We start from the raw sequence: 20905 nt of genomic DNA on the forward strand, positions 1-20905 counted from the left end.
GTCTGCTAAAGGAACTGGCAGCATGAAGAAAGTCCTGTTGTTGAGTATCGGCCCGTTGCTACTGGTGAGCCCTGACGCTTTTGCGGGAATGAGTGGGCATATTCAGGCGCGCCTGGTGATCAGCGCTGCCTGCCAGATCAGTGGTGATCCCAAGGGTGGTGTCGGCAACCCTGGTGCCGGTGTCCTGGATTTCGGCAGCCAGGGCCCTAGCTGGACTGGACCGCTGCTATCGCATGTAGACGAAGATGCCTCTAACGACAGCCTGATGGTGCGCTGCAATCCTTCCGTGCGCGCCTTCAGCGTCAGTATCAATGGCGGCACGCACGGTGATGGTGGCAATCGGCGCTTGAGCAATGGCCGCGAGCTGATTGCCTATCAGTTGTCGGCCGATGCTTCCGGCAATGCTCGCTATGGCATCGGCCAGCAACGCAATTTTGCCATCAACAGCACGGCGCAGATTCCCATACCGATTTACGGCGTGCTGGTGGCTCACCCGCAATCCCTGCCGGCCGGCATTTATCGCGACACGTTGATGGTGACCCTGGACTGGTAACACACAAGGAGTGACTCATGCAGGCGTATATTTCTCGCTTTGTTTTCGCCGGCGTTGGCCTGGCCCTGTGCGCTCAGGCCAATGCAGCGAGTATCACCGGACAGATCAATGCCACGCTTACCTTGACGGCAAGCTGTCAGGTCAACGGGAATACAGGGAGCTCCGGCGTGGATTTCGGAGCATTGAACTTTGGCACCACCGACGCGTTGTTTACCGAGGCCGCAGGGCAAGTACTGGGTGCAGGCGGGGCCATGAGTATCCTCTGCTCCAGTGGTACCGTGCCTGTGGTGAAGGTCGGCACTGGCATAAACGATGGCCAATCGGCCGGTGGTACTCGGTCCTTGGCAGATGGGGCAGGCAATTTTGTGCCCTACGACTTCTATACCGACTCCGGTCATACCCAGCTTCTGGCGATAAACGGCACCATCACCCTGCCCACCAGCAGTGGTGCGGCACAGACGGTCAACCTCTATGGGTTGGCCAAGGGCAAGGCCGGTCTGCCGGCCGGGGCCTATACCGATACGGTGAGCGTCGAGTTGAGTTTCTGAGCCGTGCCGCGCACATTTTGCGCGTTGCTGGGGCTAGCGGCTTGGGTCGCGCCGGCAACCTTGACTGCGGCCACCACCAGCACGTTTCAGGTAAGTGCCCAAGTAGTGGCGGGGTGCTTGGTGGTCGGCGGCTCGAGCAACTATGGCGAGCTCAATTTCGGCACCTTTTCAGCACTCGCCAGCGGCACGCCCACTATCGCGCTCAGCGCCGCGTCCGTGTCCCTGCAGTGCACGCCGGGTGTCACATTGCGCATGAGCATCGATGCGGGGCGCAACCCGGGCAGCGGCGGCCGCAATCTCAAGCGCAACGCCGGCAGCCAATTGCTGGCCTATCAATTGTTCAGCGATGCCGGTTTAAGTCAGCCGCTGGGCATCGACCAGATCGTCGCAGTGAACTACAGCGACGCCAATGCCATCAAGTTACCGGTCTACGCTCGGGCACAGCTGACCGGCAAGCTGCCGGCCGGCAGTTACACCGATGTGGTGCAGGTGGTGCTGACCTGGTGAGAGGACTTGCCAGGTGTATTCGACAACCAAGGAGATTGTGAATGAGGGCATGCGCTGACAATTCGCACTGGATGATCAAATGGCTTGGTTGTGCGCTGGTCATGCTGACGGGTGCGCCTTTGCAGGCGGCCACATCGGTGCTGATCTGGCCGATCGATCCTGTGCTTGAAGCCGACCAGAAGGCCGGGGCGCTGTGGTTGGAAAATCGCGGCACCACAGCGGCCAATCTGCAGGTACGAGTGTTCGCCTGGCGCCAGGGCGATTATGACGATCAATACCAGGCCCAGCGCGAAATCATCGGCAGCCCACCAGTGGCGACAATCGCGCCGGGTCAAAAACAGTTGATCCGCCTGACCCGCACCGGCCCCTCTGCAGTAGGGCAGGAAAAAGCCTACCGGATCATCATCGACGAAATTCCTCCCGCCTGGTCCGAAAGCACACCTGCGGACAAACCACAGGCAGCAATCCGCTTCCAGATGCGCTACTCGGTGCCGCTATTCGTCTACGGGCAAGGTCTGTGGGGCAAGGCGGATGCCACGGGCCAGCGCGATCCGGCAAGTGTCGGCAAGCCGGCATTGAGCTGGCGTCAGGTGACGGTTCAGGGCCGGCCCTACGTGGAAGTACGCAATACCGGGCCGGTGCATGCGCGCCTGACCGATGTGGTGTTACAGCAAGGTGGACAGAGCCGCCCGCTGGTCGAAGGTCTGCTCGGCTATGTGCTGCCCGGCGCCAGCATGCGCTGGCCAGTGCCGCAACCGATGACAGCTGCCACGGTGCTCAAAGGGCGGATCAATGGTCAGGAGCCGGCGCAAACCCTGAGTCAGGGCCAATAAGTACAAGGTAGTACCGCAGGAGCAGGGCCCAGGGAGGACCCGGTCATGGTTGGATACGGTGCGTGAGTATTTCTCCGACCTTGGTGCGTCCGTTGGCGCTGACGGCCTGTGCGCTGCTGACGCTGGGCAGCGCGTCGCTGCTGGCTGGCGAGCTGCCTGCTCCGCCCACCAGCCTGGAGGCGGTTGGCGATGCGCAGTTGTACCTGGAGTTGGTGGTCAACCAGATGAGCAGCCCTGAATTGGTGGTGGTGCAGCAACGTGCCGGGCGTCTGTACATGGCTTCGGCGGACCTGCAGGCGGCAGGCGTGCAAGTGCCGGAGCTGGCGGCAGGGGAGGTGGCGCTCGACAGTATCGAGGGCCTGCACGTCGACTACGACAGTCAGGCGCAGCGCCTGCTGTTGCAAGTGCCGCCTGCCTGGTTGCCGCTGCAGACCCTGGGCAACCGGCAGCTGTATCCGCCCAGCGAGGCGCGCAGCAGTTTGGGTGGTTTGTTCAACTACGACCTGTACCTGAACGACACCGATGACGGCGGCACCTACCTTGCAGCTTGGAATGAACTGCGCCTGTTCGACAGTTGGGGCACCCTGTCGACAACCGGTCAATGGCGCCAGGCACTGGGCGGCAACCAGTTCGACGACAGCCAGCAGGGCTTTCGCCGCTACGACACAACTTGGCGTTACACCGATGAGGCGCGCTTGCTGACCCTGGAAGTGGGCGACGTCCTCAGCGGCGCGTTGCCCTGGACCAGTTCGGTACGCTTGGGGGGCGTGCAGCTGTCGCGGGACTTTGCCGTGCGCCCGGATCTGGTCACCTATCCACTGCCAGCATTCGCAGGGGAAGCCGCAGTGCCATCTTCGCTGGATCTGTTCATCAATGGCTACAAGAGCGCCAGCTCAGAATTGCAACCCGGACCCTATACGCTGACCAATATTCCCTTCATCAATGGCGCTGGCGAAGCGGTGGTGGTGACTACCGACGCCCTTGGACGGCAGGTCTCCACGACCTTGCCGTTCTACGTCACCAGCAGCTTGTTGCAGAAGGGCCTTGCGGACTTCTCCCTGGCAGCTGGCAGCCTGCGTCGCGACTATGCCTTGCGAGACTTCGCTTACGGCCCAGGCGTGACCGCCGCCAGCCTGCGTTATGGCCTGACGGATCGCTTCACTTTGGAAAGCCATGCCGAGGCGGCCGAGTCCCTGGCCTTGGGTGGCGTGGGCGGCAACCTGCAGGTCGGCAATTGGGGCGTGGTCAACGCTGCGCTCAGCCAGAGCCGTTTTGACAGCCGCAGTGGCCAGCAAATGAGTCTGGGCTATCAGTACAACAGCCCGCGTCTGGGCTTCAACTATCAGCGCTTGCAGCGCCGTGGCGATTACGCCGACCTGTCATTGCTCGACAGCCCTTACACCCGCCTGAGCCAGCGTAGCGAACAAGTCACCCTGAGCCTGAACCTCAATCGCTATGGCAGTCTGGGCGCAGGCTATTTCGATGTGCGCGCAGGGGACAACAGTCGCACCCGCCTGCTCAACCTGAGCTGGAGCAAACCGCTGTGGGGCAACAGCAGCCTGTACCTGTCGGCGAACCGTGAGATCGGCGAGAGCCAATGGGCAGTACAGGCGCAATGGGTGATTCCGTTCGACCTCAATGGCACCTTGAGCCTGAGCGCTGAGCGTAACGACAACGGCGAGAGTCTGCAGCGGGTCAACTACAGTCGTGCAGTGCCGGGTGAGGGGGGCGTAGGGTTCAACCTTGGCTATGCCGGCGGCGACCAAGAGGTCTATCGCCAGGCTGACCTGACCTGGCGCTTGCAGTCTGTTCAGTTGCAGGTGGGGGCTTACGGCAATGCTGCTGACACCACGCGCTGGGCCGATGCCAGCGGTTCGCTGGTGTGGATGGACTCGGGCGTGTTTGCCGCCAATCGTATCGACGACGCATTTGTCGTGGTTAGCACCGATGGCTTTGCCGATGTGCCGGTTCGCTACGAAAACCAGTTGGTGGGGCGCACCGACAGCCAGGGGCATTTGCTCGTGCCCTGGAGCAGCGGTTATTACCGGGGCAAGTATGAAATCGACCCGATGGAGCTGCCCAGCACCGTGCAGGTGGCCCAGGTCGAGCAACGTGTAGCGGTGCGTCGTGGAGCAGGTTACTTGCTCGAATTTCCCATGCAGCATGTAGTAGCGGCCAGTATTCATCTGGTCGATAGCGCGCAGATTGATCTGCCTTTGGGCAGCCAGGTGCTGCACGAGCAGAGCGGTGCGCGTACGGTCGTCGGTTGGGATGGGTTGGTGTACCTGGAGGGGCTCGCCGAACATAACAGCCTGGTGGTCGAGCGCAGTGCGGGCGGTAGTTGTCGCGTTCAGTTCACGCTCGACAATGATCAGGCGCAGGTGCCGTTGATTGGGCCGCTGGTGTGTCGGTGAGGTATCTATTGGCGACGCTGGCCTTGCTGGCCAGTGCCCAGGCGCACGCCTTGTGTTCGGTGGTAGCCACCAGCCCTGCGGACTTTGGCACGGTCAACTCGACATTGGTGCGTGATGCGGTTCAATCGGCATCGACCCTTAATGCAGGCTTGCAGTGCACCGGTTCGTTGCTGAGTCTGTTGGCGACTAACGACCATTTTTATGCCACGTTCACCCCGACTGCCGGCACCACTGGTCTGGTGGGGCCAACGGGTGATGTCATCAGGTACACCTTGTATGCCAATAACACCACCAACTACGCCATCACCCGTGGCCAGGCCTATGATTTTGCGCGCAATGGCATTATCGATGCCCTTGGCTTGCTCAACGGTACGGTGCCCAAGAGCGTGCCGATCTATCTGAAGACCCAGGTCGGCAGCAATGTTGCGGCAGGCCTCTATCAGGAAACTTTCACGGTGGAGTGGAGCATCAACTATTGCTATGGCATCGGTGCGCTCGGTGCCTGCCTTGGCCGGCAGACGTTCACACAGTCAACCAGCCTGACGGTCAAACTGACGGTAAGCAACGATTGCCAGATCACTACCCCTCCTGTGAGCTTCGGCAGTGCGCCGGTGATCAGCGGCTTTTCCGCAGTCAACCAGAGCGTCAATTTGTCCTGCACCAAGGGCAGCAGTTATACCGTGGGCCTGGGGGAAGGGCAGAACGCGGCAGGTGGGCGACGGCGGATGAAGTCCGCTGCCAGTAACTTTCTGGCCTACGATATTTTCAAGAGCGCCGGCTCTCAGCGGTGGGGCTCGCTTACCACGGCACGCCGGGCCAGTAGCGACGCCGACATCAACCCTGGGGCGGGCACCGGTACGGGCAGTCAGATTTTCAACTACAACGCGAGGATCTACCCCGACCAGAGCACGCCGCCTGTAGGCACTTACCTGGATAACGTGATCCTCGATGTGCAGTTCTGAGCATCGATCTGATCCGTATAAATCCCCAAAACCTGAATCTGTAACTCAGTACACCCCAGCGGCATAGTGGCGGCCTCCGTGATGAGGTCCGAACCATGTATCAATATGACGAGTATGACCGTGCGCTGGTGTTCGAGCGCGTGGTGCAGTTTCGCGACCAGGTGCAGCGTTTCATGGGTGGCGAACTGAGTGAAGAAGAGTTCCTGCCACTGCGCCTGCAAAATGGCTTGTATATGCAAAAGCACGCCTACATGCTGCGTGTAGCCATTCCCTATGGCACCCTCGGCGCCCGCCAACTACGCACTTTGGCGCAGATTGCCCGCGACTACGATCGTGGCTACGGGCATTTCACCACCCGCCAGAACATTCAATTCAACTGGATCGAACTGGCTCAGGTACCTGACATTCTTCAGCGCCTGGCGGAAGTCGAAATGCATGCCATTCAGACCTCCGGCAACTGCGTGCGCAATATCACTACTGAGGCGTTCGCCGGTGTCGCTGCCGATGAATTGCTCGACCCTCGACCGTTGGCCGAAATCCTGCGCCAGTGGTCAACCATCAATCCCGAATTTCTGTTCTTGCCGCGCAAGTTCAAGATCGCCATCTGTTCGGCCCATGAAGACCGAGCAGCAATCATGATGCATGACATCGGCCTGTACCTGTACCGCGATGGTCGAGGCCAGATGAGCTTGCGTGTCATGGTCGGAGGCGGCCTGGGACGCACGCCGATTCTTAGCCTGCAAATCCGCGAAGGGCTGCCGTGGCAGCACCTGTTGTCTTATGTCGAGGCGATTCTGCGTGTCTACAACCGGCACGGCCGCCGCGACAACAAGTACAAGGCGCGGATCAAGATCCTGGTCAAGGCCCTCGGCATCGAGGCGTTCGCCAAGGAAGTGGAAGAAGAATGGCAACACATCAAGGAAGGCCCGGCGCAGCTCACTGAAGATGAGTACCAGCGGGTAGCTGCAGCCTTCGAGCCTCCGGCCTATGCAAGCGTGGCCGATGACGACCTCAAGTACCAGACTCACCTGGCCCAGGACAGCGCCTTCGCGCGCTGGGTTTCCTGCTGCGTCAAACCGCACAAAGTGCCGGGTTACGCCAGTGTGGTGCTGTCGACCAAGCCCGGCGCAGCGTCACCGCCGGGTGACTTGACGGCGGCGCAGATGGACGCGGTGGCCGATTGGTCCGAACAGTTCGGTTTCGGTGAAATCCGCATCGCTCACGAACAGAACCTGATTCTGCCAGACGTGCGCAAGCAAGACCTGCACGCACTCTGGCGGCTGGCCTGTGAGCGTGAACTGGGTACTGCCAACATCGGCATGCTCACCGACATCATTGCCTGCCCCGGCGGTGACTTCTGCGCCTTGGCCAACGCCAAGTCGATCCCCATCGCGCAGTCGATTCAGCGCTGCTTCGAAGACCTGGACTACCTGCATGATCTAGGCGAGCTGAGCTTGAATATCTCTGGCTGCATCAATGCTTGCGGCCATCACCATATTGGCAACATTGGCATTCTGGGTGTCGATAAGAACGGTAGCGAGTGGTACCAGGTGACGCTGGGTGGTGCTCAGGGCAAGAACAGCACTTTAGGCAAGGTCATTGGCCCCTCGTTCAGCGCCGAAGAAATTCCCCGGGTCATCGAGCAGATCATCGCCACTTACTGCGCTTATCGTGAGCTGGATGAACCCTTTGTCGACACCGTGCGTCGGGTGGGCCTGGAGCCGTTCAAGGAACGGGTCTACGCCAAGCGTGCAGAGGAATTGATATGCGTAATGTGATTGCCTTGCGCAATGGCGAGCCTCAGCTTCTGGCGGACGATGACTGGCAGCTGCTGCGCAGCGGTGACCAAGCTTTGCCTGAGGGCAGACTGATTCTGCCGCTTGATGCCTGGGTGGCACGTCAGGCCTTGCAAGACACTGGACAGGTCGGGCTGTGGCTGGGGCCGGATGATGAAGTCGAGCCGCTGCGCCCCTGGTTGACGCAGTTGCCCCTGATCGCCGTCGACTTTCCCAGCTTTCGTGATGGCCGTGGCTACAGCCAGGCGTACCTGTTGCGCACACGCTTGGGCTGGACGGGGGAGCTGCGGGCTATTGGCGATGTGCTGCGCGATCAACTGAGCCACATGCGCCAGTGTGGCTTCGACAGCTTCGCGGTTCGTGAAGACAAGTGTGCCGAGGACGCACTCAAGGGGCTGGCAGGGATGAGCGTGTTGTACGGTCGCTCGGTCATCGAGCCACGGCCATTGTTCAGGCGGCGCTAGGGCGTGGCTTGAACGTGTAGCAATCGGTTGACTTGCTGGATTGCGCTTCGTTGCAGGGGCATATCCTTGAGGAATAGGCCCCTTGAAGACGTCAGAAGACGTGCCGCAGCAGCCAGTACAACCCACCTGCCAGCATGATCGAAGCTGGCAACGTCAGTACCCAGGCCATCAGCAAGTTGAAAATGGTCTTCATCTGCAGGCCGGAGCCGTTCGCAACCATGGTGCCGGCCACCCCCGAAGACAGCACATGGGTCGTCGATACTGGCAGGCCATACATGTCGGCGGCGCCAATGGTGCACATTGCCACCAACTCTGCAGAAGCGCCCTGGGCGTACGTCAGGTGCGTATTGCCGATCTTTTCGCCGACCGTGACCACAATGCGGCGCCAGCCGACCATGGTTCCCAGCCCCAGAGCAATGGCCACGGCAATCTTGACCCACAGCGGTATGTAGCGCGTAGCGTCGTCAAGCTGGTGCTTGAACGACTGCACTTTGGCCTGGGTGTCGGCGTTGAACGTCACCAATTGGTGTTTACCGATCAAACGAATGGTTTCGCTGGTCAGGTACATGTCGTTGCGCACGTTGACCATGGCCTCGGCGGGCACCCGGTTCAACGAGCCATAGCCTGCGACTTCATCACCGATAGCGCCACTCAGAGCGGCGAGGGCAGGTACCAGCTCCGGATTGGCTGCCGGTTGGCGAATGAATTCGGTTAGCACCTCTCTCGGGTCGGCACTCAACAATTGTGGGGCCTCACGTTGCAACGCATGCTGAGTGGCCTCGGCCACCGCGGCAAACTGCAAGGACTGCTCGGCTGGCATGGTCCGGTTCAGGGCGTAGGCCATGGGCAGGGTACCGACCAGAATCAGCATGATCAGGCCCATGCCTTTCTGCCCGTCATTGGAGCCATGGGCAAAAGACACCCCGGTGCAGGTCAGGATCAACAAGCCGCGAATCCACCAAGGCGGTGGCGTGTTGCCGACCGGGGCCTGGTACAGATCGCGGCGCTTTACCAGTTGGCGCAATGCCAGCAACAACAAAGCGGCGCAGACAAAGCCCACCAGCGGGGATAGCAGCAATGAGTAGCCCACTTTGCTGGCCTGGCTCCAGTCTACGCCGCTGGTGCCGTCGCGGCCGTGCATCAATGCATTGGCGACACCGACACCGATGATCGAGCCGATCAGGGTATGCGAGGAGGAGGCGGGCAGGCCCAGCCACCAGGTGCCCAGGTTCCAGATAATCGCCGACAGCAGCAGGGCGAAGACCATGGCGAAGCCAGCCGAGGAGCCCACCTTGAGCATCAACTCGACCGGTAGCAGGGCGATAATGCCGAAGGCGACGGCACCGCTGGATAGCAGTACGCCGAGAAAGTTGAAAAACCCCGACCATACCACTGCAACCGAGGCGGGTAGGGAATGGGTATAGATCACCGTGGCAACGGCATTGGCGGTATCGTGAAAGCCGTTGACGAACTCAAAGCCCAGGGCGATCAGCAGCGCTACCCCCAAGAGCAGGAAGGGTGTCCAGGTGGTGACCACTGTACCGCTAGCATCGATATCTTGAACCAGGCTCCAAGCGGTGTAGAGCAACCCCGCCAGCAGTAGCCCGATGAACAGGGTCAGGGTGCCGCGGCTGGGTTTGTGGTTCAGGCGCGGCTTTGCATCGGGCGCGGCTGGCGATGGACGGCTGGCCAGCGTTGGGGTAGTCATAATGACTCCGTGTTGGTTTACCTCAGGCGGCCAGCATAGAAAAACTTTCTGAAATCGAGCTGACTACGATCAATGAAAGTTCTAGGCTGAGACAAAAACTGACGAGGTGCCGATGATCCGCTGTAAACGAGTTTATGATCCGATCGGGCCTGAAGACGGCCAGCGCGTGCTGGTAGACCGATTGTGGCCGCGCAACAAGCGCAAGGACCAGTTGCAGGCACTATGGCTGCCGGATGTGGCGCCCTCGACGGCATTGCGCCAGGCCTTTCATAAAGGAGAAGTGGATTTTGCCGGGTTCACTCAGCGTTACCGTCAGGAGCTGACGGCTCGGCCGGAGCATTGGTGGTCGTTGTTGGGTATGGCGGCCAAGGCTGACCTGACCTTGCTTTATGCTGGCAAGGATACTGAGCACAACAACGCACAGGTGTTGGCGCAATGGCTGGAGGAGGAGTTGGACCGACAGGGGCCTAGCAGTTCACCGGTTTGTTATGCCGGCGAAATCAAGCCTTGACCCTCGCCAATCGCCGCCACCTCTACCGACCCGGACCCATTCCATTGCAGCTTATCCCCGCCACCGACCAGCACTGCGCTTTTGCCCGCGATCTTACCCGCCGGGCCATGCTGCGTTACTACCGTGAATTCGATCTGCTCTGGATCGAAGAAGCGTTCGATCAGGCCTGGGGCTGGCGTGAACAATGGTTGATCATGGAAAACGACGAAGTGCTGGGCTTTTGCAGTCTCAGCCAGGATCGTCACGCGCTGTACATCCGTGAATTGCATTTGCTCGAGCAGGCGCGCGGATGGGGCATCGGGGGAGAGGTGCTGGAGCAGTTGGCCGGCTGGGCTGCAGATCGGCGCTTGGGGCAGTTACGCCTGACCGTGTTCAAAAGCAACCCGGCGCAGGCATTGTACCGGCGCCGGGGCTTTGAAGTGGTGGGTGAGGATGAATGCTTTTTGCGTATGCAGCGGGTTATCGGCTAGCGCTCTGTACACACGACAACGCACCTGGTGCCGCCGCCTGTGCCACCCGATTGACACGGACAATACAGCCCTGGCGCTGGGTGGCATCAAGCAAGGGCCCCTGAACGCTCAGCAGGTCGCCGATCAACAGGTTTTGCAACAGCGATTTTCCTTCGAAGCGATTATGGCCGAGCACCACCTGCTGCACACCCTCGATACGTACCACCGCCTTGCCTGCTGTGCCCAGGACATTGCCGCTGAGGGTCAGCGGCCCCGGCAGCGGCGCGGAGTTGCGCAAGCTGATGGCGTATTCAGGGGTATTGCCGATGCGATTGTTAACCATGATTGCACCGCTCACTTCGCTGGCGTCCACGGCGCTGCCCTGGCTGTTGCCGATCAGGTTGTCTTCGATCAACAGCGGGGCCTGTGAGGAAGGTGCCAGGCTACGCAGTTGCACGCCGTTGCCGCGGCTGTCACCGATCAGGTTGGCACTGAGCAGTAGCGCACCTTGCTGGTCGCTGACTTCAATGGCGGCCTTGCTGGCACCAAGTATCAGGTTGCGCTCGATGCGAGCCACCGATTGTCCGCGCACACGAATGCCGCTGTTGTTGTCGATACCGCGCAGTTGGTTGTTGACCACGCTGACTCGGCTGTCGCGTACGTCGATGGCGTACTGCTGGGACTGTTCGAAGCGGCTGTCGACGATCTGCGCCTGGCTGTGTTGCAGTTCGACGGCGCTGGACAGCTCGTTGAACTGGCTGTTGCGCACGATCACCGTGGCCTGCGCGGTGTTCGCCGACTGTTGGCTGCTCAAGGCAGTGGTCAGGCCTCTGGACAAGTTGGCGTTGTAGCCAAGGCGCTCCAGCGTCGAACCGATCACCTGGGTATGGCTGCCTGCCCAGGCCACGACGAACGGGCGCCAGGCACGGTCGGTGCTGCTGGGTTTGTCACCGGCAACGCTGGCCAGGTGTGACTGGTTCAGGCCCAGCCAACCTTGATTGATCAGCGCGGTACCGGAGAAGCTGTACAAATACAGGCTGGTGCCTTCGAGCACCAGGCCGCCATCGCCCGCAATCATCAGCGGGTAGCTGAGCAGGTAACCGTCCTTGTAGCGTTTGATGATGTGCGGGTTGTTCAGGTCATCATGCAGTTGCGCGAGTGTAATGCTGCCGCCGCGAACGAGCACCGCTTGTGGGTGGTGTGCCTGATAACCGGCCATGGCCCGAAACAATCCATTGTTGACGAACGGCTCGAACGGCCAGCTACCGGCCTGCGAGGAGAACATCGGTTGCAGGCTGACACTGGCACGGCCGACCGGGCGCGGGCGCTCGGTAACCTGCACGTGCACCGCTTGGCTTACCTGTCGCTGCACCTGCTGCAACTGTGCTTGATGCTCATTCTCGCTGACGACACTCAGCGCTTGCTGCAGCGGCAGGCTTTGGCTTGCGGCCTGCGCCGTGCCTGCGCAGAGCAGGACGGCAAGACAGCAAAGGGATAGAGGGCGCATGGCCATGGCGATTCGTCCTTGGGTTACGGCAATTTGGGGTAGAGCGGCTTGAGCGGGCCGCCAATCTGGCTGTAGTTGTCGACGTCGCCGTCTTCGTTTTCGTACAGCTGGCGCGCCAGGCGATGATCCGGCGTGCGTGCCAGAAAGGGGATAAGCCAGGCCAGTTTATAAGGGGCCACCGAGGTCTGTGACTTGCCCTTGAGTTCAGGCAACTCGTCGGGGTCGAGGATGCTGCGCGCGGCAAAGTTGGCCAGCAGATCCAGGGTCTGTTGATCCTCGGCGCTCCAAGGCAAGTGATTGACCCGCGCCGATTCGGCGAGCAATACCAGAGGAACCAGTGCGTACTGACTGTAGGTGGCGGCCAGCTTGCCCCGAGCGACTTCCAGTGGCAGATAGGCATAACTGCCATCACTGGCTTTGACGGCTTGCTGCAAGCCACGGCGCAGGTTGCCGTCAGCCCACTGGATGAAGTCGTCGCGCTGAATCAACATGCCGGTTGCCGCCACGGCCCAGGCAGCCCAGTAATCATGGTTGTTGAACCAGGCGAAGCTGGAGGCGCGGCGTGGTTGGTATTCAGCAATGATGCGCTCGGCCAATTGGGCGAACCATTCGCGCTGTTGTGCCGACAGTTGCAACTTGCCGTCGCTGGCGGCCTGGGTCATCAGTAAGGTCGAGGCCATTGCCGCCACCGCCCATTTGCGCGCCGCCATGCCGGTGCTGCTGGCGTCCGGGTTGAGCAGGGCGCCGGCTTGTGCCCAGTGTTGCAGCCATTGGTCCTGGCAGGCCAGTGCCATATTGGCTTCCTGTGGCGTTTTCGCCCGCTGGAAGCGCTTGCTGGCATAGATAAGCCCACCAATGAACTGCTTGACCTGCTTGCCGATTTTTTCGCTGTCGGCGTCCGGGCTGCTGCGCAACGTGGACTTGGTCGCATCACGCTGGTCGTACTTGCTCTTCATCTGCAGGCTGCCGGTGTACGGCGCCGGAGGCTCCTTGCTGCACTGCAGGGTACGGTAGTCGGCGATCATCGCCGACTGCGTGGTTGCCCGAGGCGGCCAGATCGAATTGGCTGCCAGGCTTTGACTCAGTTGCAGGCTGGCGCAAAGGCCCAGGGCCAGTACGCTCCAGGTCTTCACAGACATAGTCGAGTTTCCACCTGGGTGGCGGCAGTGCCGGGTTTGGTTGGCTCCATGAACACCGAGAGCAGGTTGGCACCGGCAAATTCCTTGGCGCGGCTCAACTCCAAGTAGTACTGGCCGCCGGTAACCACCGCTTCGCGGCGGAACCAGACCTTGTCCCGAGCACCGTTGTCGTAATAGACGATCACGTAGAAATCCTTGACGTTCTTGTCGCTGATGCGGATATCCAGGAAGCCGCCATTGACGGTCTTGCGCGCTTCGCCTGCGTTGCTGAGCAGCTCGATACGGTCGTTGACCTTCAGCGCAGGACGCTGCAGGCGGTTGGCCATAACTTCGGTGGACACCGGGCAGCCGCCCTTGATCGCCGGAATCAGCTGGCGATACATCAGGTCGGACTCCAACTGATAGTTGGCCGGCAGCTCCCAGATAATCAGCTTGGGCGGCGCCTTGGGCTTGTAGTTCTCCGACAACAGGTATTCGAGCAACGAGCCATCCTGGCCAACGCCCGGCAGGGCGTAGTTGAGGATGTCGACGTCCAGGTATTGCTTGAGGTAGCCGTCGAAGTTGAACTGCTTGCTTTCGTCTTCTCGAGCGGCGGCGTTACTGTCACCAACGAGGATTACCTGCGGGTCCGGAGCATCGTCGAACAAGGCATCGGCGCCCTGGTCTTCGGGGATCGTCTGGAAGCCGCGCACGTACTGGAAACCGTAGTTGTTGCCACAGATGTAGCTCAGCGCCAGGTTCAAGGTACCGTCCTTGGGCAGCATCACCCCAGGCTCGGTGCGATAGTGTTTCTTGTCCAGCGCGGCATAGAACGGCTGGCGCCGGACTTCTTCGGCCAGAAGACGTGCGGTGGCCTCGGCGCCAGCCGGTGTCCAGTGGTGATCGCGACGAAAGAAGAACTCACCCTCAGGTGGGTTCTGCACCAGTTGCATCATCGGTGCGACCACCGCGCCGCCACTGCGCAGTTGCTGCAGGTAGTTGCCCAAGTTGCCACTGGCGCGATTGAAGTCGAAGCCATGCAGTTTGTCGGCATACAGCTTGTCGCGGTGCATCAGCCCGCGCGTTGGCTGGATGGCCATGGCCACCTGGATGCCCTGACGATGGAAGGTGTCCATCAGGCGGGCGAACTCTGGGCGCATAGGCGCCGGGATGCCGAAATCGTTGGTCAGGTCCACGGCTGAACGAAACAGCCAGCGGTCCTTGCCCGGGACGATTTCACGCATCAGCTTCATGCGGCCTTCGGCGTAGTGCTGGGGGTTGCTCAAACCGGGGCAAACCAGGCACTCCAGGCCTTTGCAGGTGGCCTGGTTGCTGTCGGCGGCGACGCCCTGCACGCTGAACAGGGCGCCTGCGGCGGCGAGGCCAAGGGCGAATAGGCTTTTCATGGCGCCACTCACTCGCTCGCGTCGATGCTGTTGGCCATGCTCATGCTCCGATAGCCAGCACCCTGAGGCAGCAGTACGTAGCTGTAGGAACGGCCTTTTTTCAGGAATAGCTCGTCGAACTGGGCGACTTTCTGCTGATCGTCATAGGCGGCAAAACCGATCTTGATTTCGTTGACCATACGGCTGCCGGTTTGGTCCTGGCCCAGGGTGTCGACCACGACGCTTTTGCCGTCGACGGTCTTGAGCGCCACTTTGGTCGGGGTCAGGTTATAGAACGCGATCTGCGCTTTTTTCGGCTCGTTGACGTACTTGTCGGCGATCAGGGTCAACTTGCTGCCGTCATAAACCACGGTGCTGGCGGCGTTGGCCTTGAGCTGCGGTTCGATAGCCTTGTTACCGACGGCGATCTTGTGGCTGCCGGCGGGCGTGAAGCGGTAGCCACTGAGTTGCCCGGCGGCAACGCGCTGAGGGGTGAGTTTGCCGCTCAGGGTCACGTCGATGTTGCTGTCGGACAAGTTGAGGACGCGCACGAAGGCCGAGTCGGCAGGGGCCACGGCGTCGTACAGGTCAGCATTGCCTTCTGCGGCGATGCCCTGGCTGCTGATCAGTACAAGGGTAGTGGCGGTGAGCAATTGCTTGAGCGAACGATTCATGATGATCTCCTTGAAAGTCTCAGAAATGTTGGGTCTGGCCGGGTCGGCTCAATGAGCCAAGACGGTGGGCAAGCAGGGTGCGCAGGGGGAACTCCCAGACCACTGTGTCGATCTGTGGGTTGTTCAGGTCGTCGCTGGCCAGGAACTGGTTCATGGCTTCGAACGGCCCGCGGGCTTCCACCGCGACACTGAGCAGGTCGCGGTTGAGGGCTTCTTTGAGAAAGCCTGTGAAGTTCCAGTCGTCGATCTTGCTGTAGCTGGTGCCGACCAGCAGCAGGCTCTGTTGTTCGTCGGCGAACAAGGCGTCACTGTCCTGTTCGGCCTTGAGGGTTTCGTACAGGGCAATCTGATTGGGACCGAACTGCGGGGCCAGTTGTGCATGATTGAACTGCACATAGTTCATCAGGTCGCCCTTGACCGCTTTCTGCGCAACCTTGTGCGACACGTAGCGCTCATCACCCAACAGCTCGGGGCGCTGACGGGCCAGCTCATAGGCGGTCAGGCGCGCGCCTTCCGGGCTCCAATGGGTATCGGACTTGAGAAAAAGCTCCGGGCCACCGAGGTTGCTCAAGAACGCTGAACGCACCGGCGTGACGTCGATCTTGTTTGCCTGCAGGCCTGCGACGAAGCGGTCGTACAGACTGATCGCGCGTGGGTCGACAGCACGCTCGGCGTGGCTGGAGTAGATGTCTACTTTCATCGGCAGGGGAAGCACGATCAGGCGCTTGTTGTGTGCCTTGAGCTTTTCTTCCACCTCGGCGATCTGCGCCAACTGACCATCAAGGTTGGCTTGCAGGTTGTTCGGCACACGGTACTCCTGGTTGGTGAACAACCAGCCGTCCTTGCCCAGCACCACACCTTTGGTGCCCTCGCCAAACAGGCGATATTGGGCGTTGGCCCACAGTTCTACCGACGGTTCGCGCAGGAAGAAGCGTTTGTCGTAGACCTGCTCGAATTTGCGCAGCAATTTGCCATCGACAAACAGGTTCCAGGCATCGCTCTGGTTCTTGGCGAAACTGAACACCGGTGGCAGGGAGTAGATGAACATCCCTGCCAGCGCCACGGCAAAAAGAATGCCGTTGACCTTGCTCGCCGAATTCATGACCGGGTACATGGCGGTCTCCTAAAACTGAAAATACAGGAAGGGTGAAAAGGAGTTCGCCGCCAGGCTGCTCAGGGCCAGGGCGAAGCCGGCCCACAGCAGCACGGCCTTGAGGCCACCGACATGACGCATGAAGTAGTGCTCTTTGTTGCCGGCGTAGTAACGCACGTTGTTGCTACCGGCCAGCACCAGCCAGCAGAGCGCGACGACCGCAAATGACATGGCCATTTTCGAGGCACCAAATACATAGAGGTCCAGCGACCCCAGGCCATTGAGACCGAACAGCGCCTGGTAGATATCCAGGCTGTGGCGCAGGTCGTTGGTGAAGAACAGCGGCATACTCAGGATGATCAGCACGAAGGTGCGCAGGTTGCGCCCCAGGTGATAAGGCGTGGTGATCTTGGTTGCCAGGTTGTACTTGCGTTCGATGACCATGCCCAGGCCAAAGAACAGACCCCAGCAGATAAAGGCAAAACTCGCACCGTGCCACAGACCCGACAACAACATGGTGTAGACCAGCGCTGGCAATGCGCCGGCAACGCGCTTGCGCACCAGCGGCATGTACACGTAGTCGCGCAGAAAATGCGCCAGGGTCATGTGCCAGCGTGCCCAGAACTCGGTGATGCTCTGGGACACGTACGGCTGGTTGAAGTTTTCCGGGAAGCGGAACCCCATCATCAATGCCAGGCCCAGAGCCATATGGCTGTAGCCGGCGAAGTCGAAGTACAGCTGCAGGGTCGAAACCATCAGGCCGAACCAAGCGTCGCTGAGTTGCAATGTGCCTTCGCTGATGAACAGCACGTTGATCGGCGCCAGTTGGTCGGCGATCAGTACCTTCATGATAAAGCCGAGCATGAAGCGACAAACCCCGAGGGAAAACAGCTCCAGAGAGTGAGTACGTTGGCGCAGCTGCGGAGCCAATTGGCTGTAACGCAGGATCGGGCCGGCAACCAGGTGCGGGAACAACGCCACGAAGGCGGCGAAGTCGATGAAGTTGTTCGTTGGCGTGGCATCTTTGCGGTAGATGTCGACGATGTAGCTCAGGGCGTGGAACACATAGAAGGAAATGCCCAACGGCAGGAAGATCGTTTCCAGGGTCCAGGTGTTGATGCCCAGTGGCGCGAGCAGGGCGGCAAGTACTTCAGCGCCGAAGTTGGCGTACTTGAAGTAACCCAGGGTCGACAGGTTGCCGATGATGCCGATCCACAGCAGGCGTAATGCCCAGCGTTTGTCACCTGCGTCCAGGCGCGCCTTGATACGCAGGCCGAACCAGTAGTTCCAGTAGGTGATGGCAACGAACAGCAGCAAAAAGTCAGGTCGCCACCAGGCATAAAAGATGTAGCTGGCAGCGACAATGACGGTCGAGCGCCACTGCGGGCGCGACAGGAAGTACACCGCCAGGAACAAGGGCAGGTACAGGAATAGAAAGACGTTGGAGGCGAAGATCATCGAAGGGTCCGTCCTTAGTAGCTGACTACGACGCCGAGGCTCAACTGGTAGTCGTCGCCGGTCTTCAATGCGCTACCGGCATTGAGGTAACTGGCGCTGACCAGCGCGTTGACGTCCAGGTGCTTGCCGTCGAGTGCCACCGGAAACATCTTCCAGTAGTAGTTGAGGTCGAGCATTTGCCCGACGTTGTCGCCCTTGCCGTATTGGCCATTGTCGAGTTGCCTCTGGCGCTTGCTGCGGCTATCGCTGGCCATGCGGATCGGCACCACGCCATCATCGTCGCGCATGTTCAGTTGGGTAAGACGCAGGTCCAAGGCGCTGCGCGGGGTGGGTTGGGTTTCCAGGGCGATGCCGTAGTAGCTCAGGTTCTGCAGATCAATGCTCACGAAGGAGCTGGTCAGGCGCGTGCTGTACGAGCCTTGGCGCGTGATGCGGTCGGACTGGATGGTGTTGAGGCGGAAACCGTCATTGTCGTCGCTGGGCTTGTCGGTGAAGCCACCGCGCAGGGCCACGCGCGGGGTCCACGGCAGGGTATCGAAGCGCTTGCCGACTTCACCCAAAGCGACCCAACCCTTGCTGCTGTGGCCAGTGCTGGTCACACCAGTGCCATTGGTGTTGTCCATCTTGCCATCGAGCGCGGCAAGTTCCACGTGGTAGTCGCTGATGACCGCCGACGGCAGATTGTCGCCCTTGAAGAACAGTCCGTAGCGCATGCCCTTGAAGTCGTAGCGGTCGTCGACATCATGGTCGCTGCGGTCGTTCTCGTACATCATGCGCACGCCGGCTCGGTTGTTCTCGCTCCAGCGGTAGGCGTATTCGCCCATCACATAGAGCGTGCGTTCTTCGCTGGCCGGAAGGCTGTTGACGTCGGTGTTGTAGTTATGGAATTTCTGGCCCACGGCGAGGAAGGCGTCGGAAAAGGTGTCCTTGTAGTTGAAACGCACAGACTCAAGGCTGTCGTCCCACCACAGGCCGTAGTCATCGAAGAAACGCTGACGGCCGAATGACATCGAGTAGCGCGGATCGTCGCCGATCAGGTTGCGCTTCACATACAGCTCGCGCAGCTCGGCATACCAGCCTTGCGGTTGTTCACGGACATTATTGTTGTTGGTTGATTCGTTCTGCAGGTTGCCCGACTGGCTGGAGTCATAGTTCAACCACATGCGGCCATAGACCATCCACTTGGCCCAGCGTTTTTCCGGCGAATACCAGGCGAACGAAGGCTCATAGCGCAGGCTGTAGAACATCTCGCGGTCGCGGTCGACCTGTGAGTCTTCCGGACCGTAGCCGGTTTGTACCGTAAGCTTGTTGAAAAACTCCGAGGTGATGACAGGCGTGCTGCCATCGCTGGGCATCACTCGCACAGGTTCGGTGCTATCAGCTTCAGGGCCGGTGATTTCTTCTGCGGCCATGGCCGGGTATAGCGGGGTCAGGGCCAGCAGGGCACCGAACAATGAGTGATGCGCTTTCACAGGGTTGTCTCCTTCAACAGATCGGCGCGCGCCGCCAGGGCGCGGTCGATGTCATCCTTTTTGAGAGTTTTTTCCAGGCGCTTGATCAAGCTGCGCGCACCGTTTTCACCGAGTTCCATCGCCACCTGGGCGTAGGCGTAGGCTTTGACCGGGTCATGACAGATGGCGCGGCCGTAAGCATGCAGGGTCGCCATGCGGTACCAGGCGGTGGTGGAACCGGCGTCGGCCTGGGCCTGGAAAATTTGCAGGGCTTTTTCTTGATCCGGTTGATCTTCCACACCTTTGCTGTAGTACTCGGCCAGCAGCAGTTGAGCGTCGGGGTAATGGCTGGCGATCAGTTCATCGATCAGCGCCCGGGCCTTCTGCGGGTCGAGTGTCAGCCAGTTGTTGACCATGTAGAAAGACGCCTGCAGGACCTTGGCGCGGGTGGGTTCGCGGGCCTGCACCTGGTCGATCAGGGCCTGGGTTTCCTCGGCGTTGTGCTCGGTGGGCGTGGAAATCATGAAGTTGGCTCTGGACACCATGGCCGGTACGAAGCCACGGTCGGCGGCGTTGTCACGCCAGCGGTGGGCTTCGGCCAGGGCCGCATCGAGGACATCGCGTTGAGCCTTTTCCGCCGCCAGTTGCGCCGCATCGGGTTGCGTACCGGCAGGGCCCATGGCAGCGCTTTGGCGCGCGTAGCGGTCTGCTTCGAAATCAGCGCGCTGCACACTGCTGATGCTTTCGAGCAGTGAGCCAATGCGCTGCACAATCTCAACTGCAAGGGTAGAGCGCTGGGGCTCAAGGCTACGGGCGAAGACCGGAAACGCGCGGTCCTGATCGTCACCCAGGAAGCGGTAATAACGATCGATTGCGCGCACGTCCACACGCGCCGCCTGCTGGTACCAATGCTCTGCGCCCTGACGATCGCCTTGGCGTTCAGCCAGCACGGCACGGAAAAGCTCCGGGCGGCAGTTGAGCAGGCACGACTGCTGGTACAGCGCCAGCAGTTGCTCGGCATCGCCGGTGGAAACCAATTGCGGGTAGACCAGGAACACCTCAAGGGTGGTACTGGCGTTGCGCGGGTCCAGGGTAGCCGGGTAGCGCGTCAGGGCCTGGGCCATCCAGTCGCGTTGTTCCTGTTGCAGGCTGGGGGTGCGGTCGAGCAGGCGTGCCAGGGAAGTCAGCGCCGGAATCTGACCGTGGCCGTCCGCGAATGCCTCCTTGTACAGGCCGATGATTTCCATGCGGTTGGCACCATTGGTGCTGGCCAGGACATCGCCCAACAACAGCTTGGACGCCAGGTCGCCACGCTCCGACAGCAGGCGCAGATCGCCGCTGACATTAGCACTCGGGTCCTTGTACAGCGCGTAGCGGATCTGATCCAGACTCTGTCCGGCCGAGACGGCGCCGGCACAAGCCACGCACAGGCTGGCCAGCAACAGGCGGGAGGGCATCATCGCGTTCATCGCCA

The 20905-nt window shown here is 60.6% G+C and carries 19 protein-coding genes; 10 read left to right on the forward strand and 9 right to left on the reverse strand.

From position 1 onward, the window contains the following. Positions 1–22: 22 nt before the first annotated feature. From V0R60_RS20300 to V0R60_RS20335, 8 genes are all read left to right on the forward strand, one after another. Positions 23–553, forward strand: coding sequence for a Csu type fimbrial protein (locus V0R60_RS20300; RefSeq protein ID WP_330080230.1), 531 nt, complete (start codon positions 23–25; stop codon positions 551–553). A gap of 17 nt (positions 554–570) precedes the next feature. Further along, positions 571–1101, forward strand: a complete 531-nt coding sequence (locus V0R60_RS20305) for a Csu type fimbrial protein (RefSeq protein ID WP_136475601.1) — start codon at positions 571–573, stop codon at positions 1099–1101. Positions 1102–1104: 3 nt separating this feature from the next. Beyond that, entirely contained in the window at positions 1105–1608 is a 504-nt protein-coding gene (locus V0R60_RS20310; RefSeq protein WP_330080229.1) for a Csu type fimbrial protein, read from the forward strand. 71 nt (positions 1609–1679) lie between these two features. Then, positions 1680–2441 (forward strand): fimbrial biogenesis chaperone, encoded by a 762-nt coding sequence (locus V0R60_RS20315; protein WP_330080281.1) that lies wholly within the window; start codon positions 1680–1682, stop codon positions 2439–2441. Between the two features lie 83 nt (positions 2442–2524). After that, on the forward strand, positions 2525–4855 hold the full coding sequence (locus tag V0R60_RS20320; protein WP_330080280.1) for a fimbria/pilus outer membrane usher protein: 2331 nt from the start codon (positions 2525–2527) through the stop codon (positions 4853–4855). Continuing rightward, positions 4852–5817: a Csu type fimbrial protein gene (locus V0R60_RS20325; RefSeq protein ID WP_330080228.1), complete on the forward strand. Its 966-nt coding sequence runs from the start codon at positions 4852–4854 to the stop codon at positions 5815–5817. Before V0R60_RS20320 ends, V0R60_RS20325 begins: the two co-directional genes overlap by 4 nt. A gap of 95 nt (positions 5818–5912) precedes the next feature. Beyond that, entirely contained in the window at positions 5913–7595 is a 1683-nt protein-coding gene (locus tag V0R60_RS20330; protein ID WP_136475606.1) for a nitrite/sulfite reductase, read from the forward strand. Continuing rightward, positions 7583–8077 carry a DUF934 domain-containing protein gene (locus V0R60_RS20335; protein WP_136475607.1) on the forward strand — a complete coding sequence of 165 codons (495 nt, stop codon included), beginning with the start codon at positions 7583–7585 and terminating at the stop codon, positions 8075–8077. The genes V0R60_RS20330 and V0R60_RS20335 overlap by 13 nt, the downstream gene beginning before the upstream one ends. 91 nt (positions 8078–8168) lie before the next feature. Here V0R60_RS20335 and V0R60_RS20340 read toward each other — a convergent pair whose 3' ends face one another. Next, complete coding sequence (locus V0R60_RS20340) at positions 8169–9785, reverse strand: inorganic phosphate transporter (protein WP_136475608.1); 1617 nt, start codon at positions 9783–9785, stop codon at positions 8169–8171. Positions 9786–9897: 112 nt separating this feature from the next. Between V0R60_RS20340 and V0R60_RS20345 the strand changes: the two genes are divergently transcribed. Both V0R60_RS20345 and V0R60_RS20350 read left to right on the forward strand, forming a co-directional pair. After that, positions 9898–10296 carry a DUF488 domain-containing protein gene (locus V0R60_RS20345; protein ID WP_136475609.1) on the forward strand — a complete coding sequence of 133 codons (399 nt, stop codon included), beginning with the start codon at positions 9898–9900 and terminating at the stop codon, positions 10294–10296. A gap of 38 nt (positions 10297–10334) precedes the next feature. Beyond that, complete coding sequence (locus V0R60_RS20350) at positions 10335–10766, forward strand: GNAT family N-acetyltransferase (protein WP_330080279.1); 432 nt, start codon at positions 10335–10337, stop codon at positions 10764–10766. On the opposite strand, the gene V0R60_RS20355 is transcribed toward V0R60_RS20350, so the two are convergent. From V0R60_RS20355 to V0R60_RS20390, 8 genes are read right to left on the reverse strand one after another with little or no spacing between them, the layout of a single operon-like run. After that, complete coding sequence (locus V0R60_RS20355) at positions 10756–12258, reverse strand: right-handed parallel beta-helix repeat-containing protein (RefSeq protein WP_330080227.1); 1503 nt, start codon at positions 12256–12258, stop codon at positions 10756–10758. The genes V0R60_RS20350 and V0R60_RS20355 overlap by 11 nt on opposite strands. A 17-nt stretch (positions 12259–12275) precedes the next feature. After that, entirely contained in the window at positions 12276–13391 is a 1116-nt protein-coding gene (locus V0R60_RS20360) for a polysaccharide lyase (protein ID WP_136475610.1), read from the reverse strand. Then, the gene (locus V0R60_RS20365; RefSeq protein WP_330080226.1) at positions 13382–14776 is read right to left on the reverse strand and encodes an alginate O-acetyltransferase AlgX-related protein; all 1395 of its coding nucleotides are present in this window, start codon (positions 14774–14776) and stop codon (positions 13382–13384) included. The genes V0R60_RS20360 and V0R60_RS20365 overlap by 10 nt, the downstream gene beginning before the upstream one ends. An 8-nt stretch (positions 14777–14784) precedes the next feature. Then, on the reverse strand, positions 14785–15429 hold the full coding sequence (locus V0R60_RS20370) for an alginate O-acetyltransferase AlgF (RefSeq protein ID WP_330080225.1): 645 nt from the start codon (positions 15427–15429) through the stop codon (positions 14785–14787). Between the two features lie 19 nt (positions 15430–15448). Continuing rightward, positions 15449–16543, reverse strand: a complete 1095-nt coding sequence (locus V0R60_RS20375) for an alginate O-acetyltransferase (protein ID WP_136475613.1) — start codon at positions 16541–16543, stop codon at positions 15449–15451. A gap of 9 nt (positions 16544–16552) precedes the next feature. After that, positions 16553–17980: an MBOAT family O-acyltransferase gene (locus V0R60_RS20380; RefSeq protein WP_136475614.1), complete on the reverse strand. Its 1428-nt coding sequence runs from the start codon at positions 17978–17980 to the stop codon at positions 16553–16555. A gap of 14 nt (positions 17981–17994) precedes the next feature. Continuing rightward, the gene (locus V0R60_RS20385; protein ID WP_330080224.1) at positions 17995–19452 is read right to left on the reverse strand and encodes an alginate export family protein; all 1458 of its coding nucleotides are present in this window, start codon (positions 19450–19452) and stop codon (positions 17995–17997) included. Continuing rightward, on the reverse strand, positions 19449–20900 hold the full coding sequence (locus V0R60_RS20390) for a sel1 repeat family protein (RefSeq protein ID WP_136475616.1): 1452 nt from the start codon (positions 20898–20900) through the stop codon (positions 19449–19451). The genes V0R60_RS20385 and V0R60_RS20390 overlap by 4 nt, the downstream gene beginning before the upstream one ends. Between the last annotated feature and the right edge of the window lie 5 nt (positions 20901–20905).

Source organism: Pseudomonas auratipiscis, assembly GCF_036324085.1.
GTDB classification, from domain to species: domain Bacteria; phylum Pseudomonadota; class Gammaproteobacteria; order Pseudomonadales; family Pseudomonadaceae; genus Aquipseudomonas; species Aquipseudomonas auratipiscis.

Bases quoted from the DNA above. Each gene is read 5' to 3' on its own strand.
- V0R60_RS20330 (WP_136475606.1), top strand. From the start codon at position 5,913: ATGTATCAATATGACGAGTATGACCGTGCGCTGGTGTTCGAGCGCGTG.
- V0R60_RS20370 (WP_330080225.1), bottom strand. From the start codon at position 15,429: ATGAATCGTTCGCTCAAGCAATTGCTCACCGCCACTACCCTTGTACTG.
- V0R60_RS20380 (WP_136475614.1), bottom strand. From the start codon at position 17,980: ATGATCTTCGCCTCCAACGTCTTTCTATTCCTGTACCTGCCCTTGTTC.
- V0R60_RS20390 (WP_136475616.1), bottom strand. From the start codon at position 20,900: ATGAACGCGATGATGCCCTCCCGCCTGTTGCTGGCCAGCCTGTGCGTG.
- V0R60_RS20365 (WP_330080226.1), bottom strand. From the start codon at position 14,776: ATGAAAAGCCTATTCGCCCTTGGCCTCGCCGCCGCAGGCGCCCTGTTC.
- V0R60_RS20345 (WP_136475609.1), top strand. From the start codon at position 9,898: ATGATCCGCTGTAAACGAGTTTATGATCCGATCGGGCCTGAAGACGGC.
- V0R60_RS20305 (WP_136475601.1), top strand. From the start codon at position 571: ATGCAGGCGTATATTTCTCGCTTTGTTTTCGCCGGCGTTGGCCTGGCC.
- V0R60_RS20335 (WP_136475607.1), top strand. From the start codon at position 7,583: ATGCGTAATGTGATTGCCTTGCGCAATGGCGAGCCTCAGCTTCTGGCG.
- V0R60_RS20315 (WP_330080281.1), top strand. From the start codon at position 1,680: ATGATCAAATGGCTTGGTTGTGCGCTGGTCATGCTGACGGGTGCGCCT.
- V0R60_RS20300 (WP_330080230.1), top strand. From the start codon at position 23: ATGAAGAAAGTCCTGTTGTTGAGTATCGGCCCGTTGCTACTGGTGAGC.
- V0R60_RS20360 (WP_136475610.1), bottom strand. From the start codon at position 13,391: ATGTCTGTGAAGACCTGGAGCGTACTGGCCCTGGGCCTTTGCGCCAGC.
- V0R60_RS20340 (WP_136475608.1), bottom strand. From the start codon at position 9,785: ATGACTACCCCAACGCTGGCCAGCCGTCCATCGCCAGCCGCGCCCGAT.
- V0R60_RS20355 (WP_330080227.1), bottom strand. From the start codon at position 12,258: ATGGCCATGCGCCCTCTATCCCTTTGCTGTCTTGCCGTCCTGCTCTGC.
- V0R60_RS20375 (WP_136475613.1), bottom strand. From the start codon at position 16,543: ATGTACCCGGTCATGAATTCGGCGAGCAAGGTCAACGGCATTCTTTTT.